The sequence below is a fragment of the Virgibacillus sp. Bac332 genome (genome assembly GCF_003667785.1).
Lineage (GTDB): Bacteria > Bacillota > Bacilli > Bacillales > Amphibacillaceae > Virgibacillus > Virgibacillus salarius.
In genome coordinates this window covers 4,055,239-4,068,796 of sequence record NZ_CP033046.1, presented here as the reverse complement: position 1 = coordinate 4,068,796, position 13,558 = coordinate 4,055,239, and the positions used below count along the sequence as shown (strand labels likewise).

Genomic DNA, 13,558 nt, shown 5'->3' with positions numbered 1-13,558 from the left:
CCAATTCGTTCGGCTTTGCTTTATGCTAAAATAGGTTCTTTATTTTAAGAGGGGATCCATTTAGTTTGTAAGATAATCCATTTGCCATTTTCAAAATACCAAATTGTTTCAACTGTTCCTAGCCTGTCCGCATGATAAGCCCCGCTTATTTGTTGATAACTTTTTAAACCATATCCTTTACTTTCACTAATTAATAATGGTTCGAAGAAGGCAATGGGATCAATCATTACAGATTTATTTGTTTCAAGTAATTTTCCTTCTTTATTGTATATACCAAGTCTTATATAATCATCAGCACGATTTTTGACATCTATTTGAATCGGTTTTTCACTTGGAGTTAATTGAATGGTAACGTTGAAATTATCTTCAAATTCACCACTAAGGTATGTTTGCTCAGGCAATGGTATATTACTTATTTTATCATTTGTGATGGTATCTAATTGATAATTATATAAACCACCACTTCCGCCCGTTGCGCTCTGATAAAAAATATCTTTAATAGTGTCATGGTTTAAGTCAATTAACTGTAGTGAAGGATCATAACCTCCATTGTAATTTATTTTCCACTTTTGATTATTGCTAGTAATAGAAGCCCAAACCTTTCGATAAAATGTCGTATCTGGTGAAAACAAAATACCTTTTAGCTCAATTTTTTCATGTTGACCATCACCAGTTACATCAGCTTCGTACGTATGAATTAATGTTGCCTTTGTTTCTGTTGCTTTCAAGTTATCAACAGATAATCCTATTGATACAAGAAAAATAAATATAATAGTAATCAAATACTTCATATACCATCTCTCCAATATTTTTTATTAATGCTAGTGTGTGTAAGGAAGTTGCAAGTTATCCTCAGAAAACGTATCATAAACATGAATGAACGATAAAGGGTGATAAGATGGAAAAAATAAATGAAATCTCTCCAGAAGAATTAGAAAGTCAATTAAAAGAAGGAATAGACATTGAGGTTGTTGATGTAAGAGAAGATGAAGAAGTAGCTCAAGGTATGATTAAAAATGCTAAACATATACCGTTACAAGAAATTCCAGATGCGATAAATTCATTGGACAAATCAAAACACCATGTATTGGTCTGTCGCTCAGGTCGAAGAAGTATGAGAGCAGCAGAGTTTTTAAGTGAAAATGGTTATAATGTGTCTAATATGACTGGTGGCATGCTTGAATGGAAAGGTGCTGTTACGAAGTAGAAGGGGAATTTTGATGAGAACAGAAAAAAGGGTTGACTTTTTTCTGTTCGAACTGTATTATAGTTATTGCTGTCGCAAAAAAAGTAATACATTTAAAAAACATGTAATTTTTTATTGACAGTTAAATGGGATTGATGCTATAATAACAATCCGCGATATAGAAAATGTCGAATTTGTTCATTCGATTGTTTTTTATTGTTGTGAAATCAAAGTCGTCTTTTAGTTGACATAATCTCTTTGATTTGGTATTATATTAAACGCTGTGTTTTTGACAGCAGCAAACCAATATTTGCTCTTTGAAAACTGAACAAAACAACCAGTATGTCAAGAGAAAAACATGCAACTGTTTTTTCTTAAAAATAACCAGAAGGAAACTTCTGGAGCAAGCTAAGACATCATAATTAACGGTGTTAATTATGAACAAACTTTTTTGGAGAGTTTGATCTTGGCTCAGGACGAACGCTGGCGGCGTGCCTAATACATGCAAGTCGAGCGCGGGAAGCAGGCAGATCCTCTTCGGAGGTGACGCCTGTGGAACGAGCGGCGGACGGGTGAGTAACACGTGGGCAACCTGCCTGTAAGATTGGGATAACCCCGGGAAACGGGGGCTAATACCGGATAATACTTTTTGTTGCATAACGAGAAGTTGAAAGGCGGCTTTTAGCTGTCACTTACAGATGGGCCCGCGGCGCATTAGCTAGTTGGTAAGGTAACGGCTTACCAAGGCGACGATGCGTAGCCGACCTGAGAGGGTGATCGGCCACACTGGGACTGAGACACGGCCCAGACTCCTACGGGAGGCAGCAGTAGGGAATCTTCCGCAATGGACGAAAGTCTGACGGAGCAACGCCGCGTGAGTGATGAAGGTTTTCGGATCGTAAAACTCTGTTGTCAGGGAAGAACAAGTGCCGTTCAAATAGGGCGGCACCTTGACGGTACCTGACCAGAAAGCCCCGGCTAACTACGTGCCAGCAGCCGCGGTAATACGTAGGGGGCAAGCGTTGTCCGGAATTATTGGGCGTAAAGCGCGCGCAGGCGGTCCTTTAAGTCTGATGTGAAAGCCCACGGCTTAACCGTGGAGGGCCATTGGAAACTGGAGGACTTGAGTACAGAAGAGGAGAGTGGAATTCCACGTGTAGCGGTGAAATGCGTAGAGATGTGGAGGAACACCAGTGGCGAAGGCGACTCTCTGGTCTGTAACTGACGCTGAGGTGCGAAAGCGTGGGGAGCGAACAGGATTAGATACCCTGGTAGTCCACGCCGTAAACGATGAGTGCTAGGTGTTAGGGGGTTTCCGCCCCTTAGTGCTGAAGTTAACGCATTAAGCACTCCGCCTGGGGAGTACGGCCGCAAGGCTGAAACTCAAAAGAATTGACGGGGGCCCGCACAAGCGGTGGAGCATGTGGTTTAATTCGAAGCAACGCGAAGAACCTTACCAGGTCTTGACATCCTCTGCCAATCCTAGAGATAGGATGTTCCCTTCGGGGACAGAGTGACAGGTGGTGCATGGTTGTCGTCAGCTCGTGTCGTGAGATGTTGGGTTAAGTCCCGCAACGAGCGCAACCCTTGATCTTAGTTGCCAGCATTTAGTTGGGCACTCTAAGGTGACTGCCGGTGACAAACCGGAGGAAGGTGGGGATGACGTCAAATCATCATGCCCCTTATGACCTGGGCTACACACGTGCTACAATGGATGGAACAAAGGGCAGCGAAGCCGCGAGGTCAAGCAAATCCCATAAAACCATTCTCAGTTCGGATTGCAGGCTGCAACTCGCCTGCATGAAGCCGGAATCGCTAGTAATCGCGGATCAGCATGCCGCGGTGAATACGTTCCCGGGCCTTGTACACACCGCCCGTCACACCACGAGAGTTGGTAACACCCGAAGTCGGTGAGGTAACCTTTTGGAGCCAGCCGCCGAAGGTGGGACCAATGATTGGGGTGAAGTCGTAACAAGGTAGCCGTATCGGAAGGTGCGGCTGGATCACCTCCTTTCTAAGGATAATTACGGAACGCGAACCATTCTTTACGAATGGTTTGTAAGGACATACTTGGTTGTTTGGTTCAGTTTTGAGAGAGTAAATGATGTCTCTCAAGGGTGAAAGGATCTTCTGTTAAGATCCGTCACGTCCTGTGACGAACGCAGAAGTCACCACATCCTGTGGAAGTTTGTACCTTGAAAACTAAATAAGAGTAACAACGACATCAAACTAAAAGCGGAAGCGAATGTTTAGCGATGTACAGACTGGACTGACTCGCAGGAGATAAAGGAAACACGATAAACGTAAGTGAATCGATGTTGACTTATCGTACGAAGAGGAAGGAAGTCATGCTAATCGCTATGAGCGGAAGCTAGAAAACCAAAAGTTAAGGCGATAAATAAGTACGCTTATTCATAGAAAGCTAGTTAAGTGAATAAGGGCGCACGGTGGATGCCTTGGCACTAGGAGCCGATGAAGGACGGGACTAACACCGATATGTCCCGGGGAGTCGTAAGTAGACGTTGATCCGGGAATTTCCGAATGGGGGAACCCACTGTTCGTAATGGAGCAGTACTTCTATCTGAATACATAGGGTAGAGGAGGCATACCCGGGGAACTGAAACATCTCAGTACCCGGAGGAAGAGAAAGCAAATGCGATTTCCTGAGTAGCGGCGAGCGAAACGGAATTAGCCCAAACCAGAAGGCTTGCCTTCTGGGGTTGTAGGACACTCCATTGGAGTTACCAAGAAATTCTTTAGATGAAGCGATCTGGAAAGATCCGCCATAGGAGGTAAGAGCCCTGTAATCGAAAGAGAATTTCCTCCGGAGTGGATCCTGAGTACGGCGGAACACGTGGAATTCCGTCGGAATCCGGGAGGACCATCTCCCAAGGCTAAATACTCCCTAGTGACCGATAGTGAACCAGTACCGTGAGGGAAAGGTGAAAAGCACCCCGGGAGGGGAGTGAAAGAGAACCTGAAACCGTGTGCCTACAAGTAGTCGAAGCCCGTTAATGGGTGACGGCGTACCTTTTGTAGAATGGACCGGCGAGTTACGATCGTATGCAAGGTTAAGTGGAAGACACGGAGCCGCAGCGAAAGCGAGTCTGAATAGGGCGACATAGTATGCGGTCGTAGACCCGAAACCGTGTGATCTACCCATGTCCAGGGTGAAGGTCAGGTAACACTGACTGGAGGCCCGAACCCACGTATGTTGAAAAATGCGGGGATGAGGTGTGGGTAGGGGTGAAATGCCAATCGAACACGGAGATAGCTGGTTCTCTCCGAAATAGCTTTAGGGCTAGCCTCAAGGAACGAGTACTGGAGGTAGAGCACTGATTGGACTAGGGGCCCTCACCGGGTTACCGAATTCAGTCAAACTCCGAATGCCAGCTACTTTGCCTTGGGAGTCAGACTATGGGTGATAAGGTTCATAGTCGAAAGGGAAACAGCCCAGACCGCCAGCTAAGGTCCCAAAGTATACGTTAAGTGGAAAAGGATGTGGAGTTGCTTAGACAACCAGGATGTTGGCTTAGAAGCAGCCACCATTTAAAGAGTGCGTAATAGCTCACTGGTCGAGTGACTCTGCGCCGAAAATGTACCGGGGCTAAACGTATCACCGAAGCTGCGGATTGTTCTTACGAACAATGGTAGGAGAGCGTTCTAAGTGCTGTGAAGTCAGACCGTGAGGACTGGTGGAGCGCTTAGAAGTGAGAATGCCGGTATGAGTAGCGAAAAAAGAGTGAGAATCTCTTTCACCGAATGCCTAAGGTTTCCTGAGGAAGGCTCGTCCTCTCAGGGTTAGTCGGGACCTAAGCCGAGGCCGAAAGGCGTAGGCGATGGACAACAGGTAGATATTCCTGTACCACCTCATGAGCGTTTGAACGATGGGGGGACGCAGAAGGATAAGGAAAGCGCACCGATGGATGTGTGCGCCCAAGCAGTGAGGAAGTCGAATAGGCAAATCCGTTCGACCATTTCAAGCTGTAACGGGGAGGGAAATAGAGTACCGAAGTTCCTGATTTCACACTGCCAAGAAAAGCCTCTAGTGAGTTCATAGGTGCCCGTACCGCAAACCGACACAGGTAGGCGAGGAGAGAATCCTAAGGTGAGCGGGAGAACTCTCGTTAAGGAACTCGGCAAAATGACCCCGTAACTTCGGGAGAAGGGGTGCTCCTCTGCCGAGGAGCCGCAGTGAATAGGCCCAAGCGACTGTTTAGCAAAAACACAGGTCTCTGCGAAGCCGAAAGGCGAAGTATAGGGGCTGACACCTGCCCGGTGCTGGAAGGTTAAGGGGAAGCGTTAGCACTTTTGTGCGAAGCGTAGAACCGAAGCCCCAGTAAACGGCGGCCGTAACTATAACGGTCCTAAGGTAGCGAAATTCCTTGTCGGGTAAGTTCCGACCCGCACGAAAGGTGCAACGACTTGGGCACTGTCTCAACGAGAGACCCGGTGAAATTATACTATGTGTGAAGATGCACATTACCCGCGACAGGACGGAAAGACCCCGTGGAGCTTTACTGTAGCCTGATATTGAATGTTGGTACAGCTTGTACAGGATAGGTGGGAGCCATCGAAGCGTGAGCGCTAGCTTACGTGGAGGCATCCGTGGGATACCACCCTGGCTGTACGAACCTTCTAACCCAGGACCGTGATCCGGTTCGGAGACAGTGTCAGGCGGGCAGTTTGACTGGGGCGGTCGCCTCCCAAAAGGTAACGGAGGCGCCCAAAGGTTCCCTCAGAATGGTTGGAAATCATTCGCAGAGTGTAAAGGCAGAAGGGAGCTTGACTGCGAGACCTACAAGTCGAGCAGGGACGAAAGTCGGGCTTAGTGATCCGGTGGTTCCGCATGGAAGGGCCATCGCTCAACGGATAAAAGCTACCCCGGGGATAACAGGCTTATCTCCCCCAAGAGTTCACATCGACGGGGAGGTTTGGCACCTCGATGTCGGCTCATCGCATCCTGGGGCTGTAGTCGGTCCCAAGGGTTGGGCTGTTCGCCCATTAAAGCGGTACGCGAGCTGGGTTCAGAACGTCGTGAGACAGTTCGGTCCCTATCCGTCGTGGGCGTTGGAAGTTTGAGAGGAGCTGTCCTTAGTACGAGAGGACCGGGATGGACACACCGCTGGTGTACCAGTTGTTCCGCCAGGAGCATAGCTGGGTAGCTACGTGTGGCAGGGATAAGTGCTGAAAGCATCTAAGCATGAAGCCCCCCTCAAGATGAGACTTCCCATCACTTCAAGTGAGTAAGATCCCTCAGAGATGATGAGGTTGATAGGTTCGAGGTGGAAGCGTGGTGACACGTGGAGCTGACGGATACTAATCGATCGAGGACTTAACTAACTTCTTTTGGTTGTCGTTGAATGATCTCTTATTTAGTTTTTAGGGTACAAAAAAATCCTTGCATTTTCTCAGGAAACTGCATATAATATAACTTGTCCTTAAGAAGAAGGACGTTCTGAAACAACACAGAACGATCTACACTTTTAGGTCTGGTAGCAATAGCGGAGAGGTCACACCTGTTCCCATGCCGAACACAGAAGTTAAGCTCTCCAGCGCCGATGGTAGTTGGGGCTTTGCCCCTGCAAGAGTAGGACGCCGCCAGGCAACGATAAAAAAAAGAGGTATTTTTATACCTCTTTTTTTTATAAGTTAAGAAAGTATAAAATCAGTGCAATGACTGTGTTAAGCCAAGTAGTTATTTTGAAATGTTTGATGTATATTGGCAATGCTCCGACTAATTACTTCGCTTTCCGCGGGCACGGCCTCAACTAACTTTGCAAAGAAGAACACGTTGCAAAGTGGATTTTCGGCTCGCGCTAATCCCGCAGGAGTCTACGTAATTCGTCTCCGCTATGAGAAGGTGCACCAATTCTTGTCATAAGTAATAGGTTGACTTTTTTTACAATGGGTAAAGTGAAAATCGCTATCCGTGAGTATAAAAGCAGCTGTGTTACTTCATGCTAGCGTTGTAGAGCCTGATAATAGCGAAGGGCGGCCAGAGTGGTGGTCAAGCAGTAGCTATTATTCCATAATAGCTACTAGAGGAAGCGTAAATCGGAGCATGTAGTGATAAGGACTGAGCGAATTTTGCTCCGTTTTTCTTATGGAATTATTTAGATGAAACGACCTGAGTCGATCGACTCAGGTCGTTAAGTTGTTATTATGATATATTCGCTTGTTTTGATTTTCTACTTAATGAATTAGTGATAGAGGTTATTGCTCCGTCTCCAGTGACGTTACAAGCTGTTCCAAGGCTATCTTGAGCTAAGTATAATGCGATCATTAACGAAACCATAGTTGGACCAAAATGAAGCATGCTTTCTAATAATCCAATTGCAGCCATAACTGCTCCTCCTGGAACGCCTGGTGCAGCAACCATTGTTATCCCTAGCATTAAAATAAATGGAACAATGGTAGCGAAACTAACAGCATCCCCCTGCAAAAACATAACAGCTAACGCACAGCTAACTATTGTAATAGTACTTCCAGACAAATGAATGTTTGCTAGTAAAGGAACCGTGAAATCTGCAATGCCTTCACGTACTTTTAGAGTTTTTGTGTGCTTTAGCGTAACAGGAATAGTAGCTGCTGAAGACTGTGTTCCCAATGCTGTGAAATATGCTGGCACCATTCTTCTCAACATACTAAATGGATTTTGTTTACTCATTGTTCCCGCTATTGTATATTGAATAGTTAAATACAATATGTGAAGTATAACTATCATAACAAACACTTTAGCAAAAACTGCTAGAATCGTACTTACTTGCCCAGCTGCAGTCATATTGGCAAATATTCCAAAAATATGAAATGGAAGTAATGGAATAATTACTTTTTCAATAACTATATGAATAATGTTACGAAAATCCTTTGTAATATTATATAATGCATCTCCTTTTATCGCAGCAATTCCAAGGCCAATTACAAATGAAAGAAGAAGTGCTGTCATTACTTCCATTGGTGGTGGCATAGCTACTTGGAAAAACCCTTCACTAAGACCTTCTGATGGATCTGTAAAGGATTGTAACGATTGATTGTTCAGCATTAAAGGATATAACATTTTTGCTGCAAGAAATGCTAAAATGCCAGCAATAACTGTAGATGAGTAAGCAATAATACCAGTTAGTCCAAGTAATTTACCTGCACCACGCCCCATTGAACCAATTCCAGGCGCTATAAAGCCTAGAATAATTAATGGGATTATAAAACCAAGAAAGTTCCCAAATAGGTCGTTAAAAGTAGCAAACAAGCGAATAAACCAGTCATTAGCAAATGACCCAACGGCAATACCTAGTAGGATTGCTATTAGTATTCTTAGTAGTAATCCAAAACCTTTCACTGATTCCCCTCCCTTTTGTAATACCCCCTATTTTACACAATTTATAATTGATAGTAAAACTAAATTTAAAAAAGGGGCTGGGACAAAACCCAGTAACTGAAAAAAGTGGTACGCCAATTTAGGGCGTATCACTTTTTTTACTTTTTTCAATATTTATATACGCAAAAAGGATACCTTCTGATAAAGTTAAAGTAACTACACAAAAACTTAGAAAAGAGGTATCCTTTATGTTTAAACATTATACCATGAATCAAGTCGTTTTGCCTTTAGATTTTGAAATGAAATTACAAGAAAATGATATCGCCTATGCGGTTAACCATATTGTAGAACATATCCCAGAGGAATCATTTGTGGGATTTTTGCGTGAAACAGGTTGTCCTGCATACCATCCACGCATGATGATGAAGATTATCTTATGTGCCTATACACAGTCTGTTTTTTCTGGCAGAAAAATAGAGGGATTAATCAAAGACAGTGTACGTATGATGTGGTTAGCACAAGGCTATGAACCAAGTTATCGTACCATTAATCGTTTTCGTGTTCATTCCGAAGTAAAAGAATTATTACGTCAGTGTTTTGTCTTATTTCGTTGTCAACTTGTTGAAGAGAAGGCGATTGAAGAAGAGGCTATTTTTATTGATGGTACGAAAATAGAGGCAAATGCCAATAAGTTTACCTTTGTATGGAAAAAATCCATTGAAAAATACAGCACCGATTTAATAGAGAAGTCGAATCAAATGTATGAGGAATTACTGGAAAAAGAAATTATTCCTGAAATAGAAAGGGAAAGTTCCGATGAACTTTCAAAGGAAGAACTCAGTGAAGTGGTTAAAAAGCTAGATGAAAAAGTAGAAAAATATGATAATGCAATCGAAGAAAGCAAAGAAGCAAAAGAACGCAAACAACTTCGTTCCGAACGAAAAGAACCCAAGCAATACCGTAAACAATTCCAAGATTTTGAAGCTCGTAAACACAAATATCAAAAAGATATGGCAATCTTAGGCGATCGCAATAGTTATTCTAAGACAGATCATGATGCCACTTTTATGCGAATGAAAGATGACTATATGAAAAATGGTCAACTTAAAGCAGGTTATAATGTACAAATTGCGACCGAAGGTCAATACACATTAGCCTACGATGTATTTCCAAATCCTACGGATACTCGCACGTTTATTCCTTTTCTCGATATTATTGAAGATAGGTACTTTCAATTGCCCGAGCATATTGTCGCCGACGCAGGTTACGGTAGTGAACAAAATTACAGTAATGTACTTCATAGAAAAAGAACACCACTGATTACTTATAATTCCTATCGGATGGAAAAGAAAAAGAAATATAAAACAAATCCTTTCCATGTATCCAACTGGGACTACGATTCAGACGGAGACTTTTTTACTTGTCCAAATGGAAAGAAAGTATCCTTTCATTACCTATCAAACAGAAAGGATAAGGCCGGGTTCAAACGAACCTTTCATGTTTATGAATGTGAACATTGTTCTAGATGCCCATTACGCGACCAATGTACCAAAGCAAAAGGGAATCGAAAGATTTATTACAATGCTCAATGGGAACAGCAAAAAGCATATATAAGAGAGCAGCTTTCAAAAGAAGAAACAGGAAAAATCTATGGTAAACGAAAAATAGATGTAGAACCTGTCTTCGGATTTTTGAAGGCCAATTTGCGTTTCACTCGAATGTCGGTGAGAGGCAATTCGAAAGTGGAAAATGAATTAGGATTTGCCTTTATGGCGGTGAACTTAAGAAAGTATACCGCCATAACACAAAATTCATGTATTTATGATAATGAAAAAGATTCCAGCTATCTATTTTTGATAACTGGAATCTCTTTTTTACTTCTCCAGGCTAGTTATGTCCCAGCCCCTTTGTCTGTTTAGCTCATCCCATAAGGACCTAATTGTTGGGAATTACTAGAATTTCCATTATTTGATTTTGTCATTTGCGAAACAAACGGAATCATTTTCTGCATGGTCTGTCCAAGATTTTGATTATTTTTAGTCATCGTATAATACGTTGCTGCTCCTACACCTACAGAGGCAATAATCGGTAACCACATTCCATTTTTTTGCATTTAAACCAACCCTTTCTAAGATCCTTATAGTTAAAACGCAGACAATATTAGATTGATCTACTTGTCTTAAATAATGCAAGGAATCAACTACCAACATGTCCAGACTCAATGGCCGCGTTTAATCCAGCTAATCTTCCAGTTACTAGAGCTGAAGTTATATTATAACCGCCGGTATAACCGTGTATATCAAGAATTTCGCCACAGAAATAAAGTCTTTCCATTATTTTTGACTGCATTGTATTTGGAACAATTTCTTTAATTGAGACACCGCCTCCTGTCACAAATGCTTTATCAAGAGGTAAAGAACCATGAACTGTAAAGGTAAACTGTTTAAGATCATGTATAAGTTGTCGAATGGTTTGCTTAGACAGTGATCCTGCTCTTTGATCTTCTTTAATCTGATGTTTAGTTAGCAGATATAAAATAAATCGTTCTGGAGCTATCCCTTTTAAGATATTTTTAAAGGATTTTTTAGGATTCATCTCCACATTACGTAATATTCTATCTACAATTATTTGTTCCGATTCATGTGGTAATACATCAATAATCATTGGAACAACAGTTCTTCCCTTTTTTAACTCTTTTACAACAAATTGAGAGCATCTTAGTACTGCAGGACCTGAGATCCCAAAATGAGTAAAGATCATATCCATTTGATGGCTAATAATCGGCTTATTCTTTTGATTAAGTACAGATAACTTAACATCACGTAAAGATAGACCTTGAAGAGCTTTATTCTGTATAAAAGGTTCATTAGATGTTAATGCAACCTCTGTTGGATAAAGTTCTGTTATTGTATGACCAGCTTTTTTTGCCCATGCATATCCGTCTCCCGTTGAACCTGTTCACTTACAAGGCATGTTTTAATTGAAGGTTATCTCTTTAATATCAACCTTGTCTATGCCTTTTTTATCCTCATCAATATCAACAATGATTTTATCAATTACTATCTGCATAAGCTGTTTCTTTTCATTTTGTTCAAGTGCTTCCCAATTATTAGCGGTGCTTTTCATCATTTCCATTATATCTGCATTTATTTGATTCGGCTTATTCATATTAAATTTAGCAATTTTCTTTTCATATTCTGCATGTTTTTCGTGTTCTTCCTTCATGCGATCTTGAAATTCTTCATCCGTTAACATTTCATTCGCCCAAGCATATTGCCATTTCTTTTGTCGCTGTTTAATTTTATCTATTTCCTTTTCTAGTCGCCTGATTTTTTGCTTATTTTCCTTATTATCCAATGGATTTATTTCAACTTCATTTTCATTAAATGCAATATTCTTTAAATAATCGATGAATTTCTGCTCTATAAATAATTCACTAAAGCTGGGCATATCGCATTTATGGTATAGATTATTGGTACATCTATAACGTTTATATTGTCGTGCTTTAATTCCTTTCATTTTCGCCCCACATCTAGAGCATCTTAATATACCAGAAAAATAATAACTGCTAGTGGCTTGTTTACCATGAAACTTGCGTCTTGCGTCCCTTGTTGTGAGTGCACGTTCAAAAGTTTTTTTATCAATTATAGGAGGGTAAATGTCATCTACTTCAAAGCTTTTATCTTGGTTAACCCTCACACCGTATTGTAACGTTCCCACATTCTTTTTATTTGTTAATACATACTTTACCTTTCGTTCATCCCATTCGGCTCCTGTACGTGTTTCTATGCCCATTTCATTTAACTTTATAGCAATACTTCTATCGCTCAATCCAGATAGATACCAATCATACATATCTTTTAAAACAGATGCTTCATGTTCGACAATGACGAAATTTCCATCAATTTTATTATGTCCGTATCCAACTGTTCCGCCTTTCCATTTACCTTCTCTTGTCATTTGCTCCATTCCCATAGAAACACGCTCCCCTAATCTTTCGCGTTCGAATTGAGCGAAAGAGGCAACGAGTGTAATAAACATACGTCCGATTGCGCTTGTGGTGTCGTAAACTTCTGTAGCTGATTTAAATTTACAATTATTTTCCTCGAATTTTTGTAGCAAATTGTATAAATCTAATACTGATCTTGTTAATCTGTCCAATTTATAAACAAGAACACAATCAATTAAGTCATTTTCGATGTGGGTGATCATGCGCTTTAATTCAGGGCGATTTGTGTTTTTGGCGCTCGCTCCTTCTTCAACATAATAGCCCATAATCTCCCATCCTTGAGATTCACAATATGCTGTAAGCTGTCTTTTTTGCGCTGATATAGAAAAGCCATCTAATTGTTCACGAGTAGATACACGAATGTATAAAGCTGTTCTCAAAGTTTATTCCCCTTTCTTAATTAAGTGTTTTGGCATGTCAACATAATCAATAATGTTTCCAGTTAATTCCCCATTTTCATCCTTCCATATGCCCTTGTACACAGGTATATTTAATATTTTCTCTGCTCTCTTCTGTTTACGTAAAGCTTCCAACGATAATACGCCCACGATACCCCTCCTTGCAGTATAGTTTACTTTTATACATCTCTAATCTTTTATAAGCAAAGTCATATTCGACATTAAATATCTGCATAACATCATATACTGTATAGTTGTATAGCTTGTCTAACATAAAAGTAGGAATTGCTAAATGATAGCTGAAATTATTTGCTTGCCACTCTTGCAATTCCAAAAATGGAAACGGAAGAAATTCTTGTCTACCAACATGCCAAAGAGGATGACATAATTCATGGGTAAAATCCTCCCATTGCCTTTGTTTAGAGGCGCAAGCATCAATAAAAATAATATCTTTACCGCCTTTAGAAACAGTTTCGCTGCTATATTCCCAATAATAAACGGGTATATTTAATCTTTCTGCTATCGTCATTATATTTAATTCTTTCGGATCAGTAATGTTACATCTAATTAAAAGTTTTTTTATATAATCCTCTGTTCTTGAAGTAGTGATAAACATAAAATCCCCCTTGTTTATAGAATGTATGTTC

9 protein-coding genes, 3 rRNA genes and 1 pseudogene are annotated in these 13,558 nt (G+C 41.2%); 6 read left to right on the top strand and 7 right to left on the bottom strand.

What is annotated here, in order from left to right; all coding sequences use genetic code 11:
• Window positions 1–44 precede the first annotated feature (44 nt).
• Window positions 45–791: a hypothetical protein gene (locus D9782_RS19940; protein WP_026681495.1), complete on the bottom strand. Its 747-nt coding sequence runs from the start codon at window positions 789–791 to the stop codon at window positions 45–47.
• A 107-nt stretch (window positions 792–898) separates the two neighbouring features.
• On the opposite strand from D9782_RS19940, the gene D9782_RS19935 reads away from it, so the two are divergent.
• The 5 genes from D9782_RS19935 (at window position 899) to D9782_RS23205 (ending at window position 7,256) form a co-directional block, all read left to right on the top strand.
• Window positions 899–1,207, top strand: a complete 309-nt coding sequence (locus tag D9782_RS19935) for a rhodanese-like domain-containing protein (protein ID WP_026681494.1) — start codon at window positions 899–901, stop codon at window positions 1,205–1,207.
• Window positions 1,208–1,634: 427 nt separating this feature from the next.
• Window positions 1,635–3,200: ribosomal RNA gene (locus tag D9782_RS19930) — 16S ribosomal RNA — on the top strand.
• A 410-nt stretch (window positions 3,201–3,610) separates the two neighbouring features.
• A 23S ribosomal RNA gene (locus tag D9782_RS19925) occupies window positions 3,611–6,529 on the top strand.
• Between the two features lie 148 nt (window positions 6,530–6,677).
• Window positions 6,678–6,793: ribosomal RNA gene (rrf, locus tag D9782_RS19920) — 5S ribosomal RNA — on the top strand.
• Together the 16S, 23S and 5S rRNA genes form the textbook arrangement of a ribosomal RNA operon.
• A gap of 325 nt (window positions 6,794–7,118) precedes the next feature.
• Complete coding sequence (locus tag D9782_RS23205) at window positions 7,119–7,256, top strand: hypothetical protein (protein ID WP_162986472.1); 138 nt, start codon at window positions 7,119–7,121, stop codon at window positions 7,254–7,256.
• Window positions 7,257–7,349: 93 nt separating this feature from the next.
• Here the strand turns inward: D9782_RS23205 and D9782_RS19915 are convergent, their stop codons facing one another.
• Entirely contained in the window at window positions 7,350–8,525 is a 1,176-nt protein-coding gene (locus D9782_RS19915; RefSeq protein WP_121605560.1) for a dicarboxylate/amino acid:cation symporter, read from the bottom strand.
• A gap of 227 nt (window positions 8,526–8,752) precedes the next feature.
• Here D9782_RS19915 and D9782_RS19910 point away from each other — a divergent pair, with 227 nt between their 5' ends.
• Window positions 8,753–10,423 (top strand): IS1182 family transposase, encoded by a 1,671-nt coding sequence (locus tag D9782_RS19910; RefSeq protein WP_121605559.1) that lies wholly within the window; start codon window positions 8,753–8,755, stop codon window positions 10,421–10,423.
• Here the strand turns inward: D9782_RS19910 and D9782_RS19905 are convergent.
• From D9782_RS19905 to D9782_RS19890, 5 genes and pseudogenes are all read right to left on the bottom strand, one after another.
• On the bottom strand, window positions 10,420–10,617 hold the full coding sequence (locus D9782_RS19905; protein WP_026681492.1) for a hypothetical protein: 198 nt from the start codon (window positions 10,615–10,617) through the stop codon (window positions 10,420–10,422). The two genes, D9782_RS19910 and D9782_RS19905, sit on opposite strands and share 4 nt — an antisense overlap.
• 83 nt (window positions 10,618–10,700) lie before the next feature.
• A pseudogene (locus D9782_RS19900) lies at window positions 10,701–11,462 on the bottom strand (aminoacetone oxidase family FAD-binding enzyme); the annotation flags it as partial.
• A gap of 18 nt (window positions 11,463–11,480) precedes the next feature.
• The gene (locus tag D9782_RS19895; RefSeq protein ID WP_121605558.1) at window positions 11,481–12,893 is read right to left on the bottom strand and encodes a recombinase family protein; all 1,413 of its coding nucleotides are present in this window, start codon (window positions 12,891–12,893) and stop codon (window positions 11,481–11,483) included.
• 3 nt (window positions 12,894–12,896) lie between these two features.
• The gene (locus D9782_RS23200) at window positions 12,897–13,061 is read right to left on the bottom strand and encodes a hypothetical protein (protein ID WP_162986471.1); all 165 of its coding nucleotides are present in this window, start codon (window positions 13,059–13,061) and stop codon (window positions 12,897–12,899) included.
• The gene (locus tag D9782_RS19890) at window positions 13,030–13,527 is read right to left on the bottom strand and encodes an ImmA/IrrE family metallo-endopeptidase (protein WP_121605557.1); all 498 of its coding nucleotides are present in this window, start codon (window positions 13,525–13,527) and stop codon (window positions 13,030–13,032) included. Before D9782_RS19890 ends, D9782_RS23200 begins: the two co-directional genes overlap by 32 nt.
• Window positions 13,528–13,558: the final 31 nt, after the last annotated feature.

Coding starts and splice junctions, on each gene's coding strand:
- D9782_RS19940 (WP_026681495.1), bottom strand. CDS start 791: ATGAAGTATTTGATTACTATTATATTTATTTTTCTTGTATCAATAGGA.
- D9782_RS19935 (WP_026681494.1), top strand. CDS start 899: ATGGAAAAAATAAATGAAATCTCTCCAGAAGAATTAGAAAGTCAATTA.
- D9782_RS19910 (WP_121605559.1), top strand. CDS start 8,753: ATGTTTAAACATTATACCATGAATCAAGTCGTTTTGCCTTTAGATTTT.
- D9782_RS19905 (WP_026681492.1), bottom strand. CDS start 10,617: ATGCAAAAAAATGGAATGTGGTTACCGATTATTGCCTCTGTAGGTGTA.
- D9782_RS19890 (WP_121605557.1), bottom strand. CDS start 13,527: ATGTTTATCACTACTTCAAGAACAGAGGATTATATAAAAAAACTTTTA.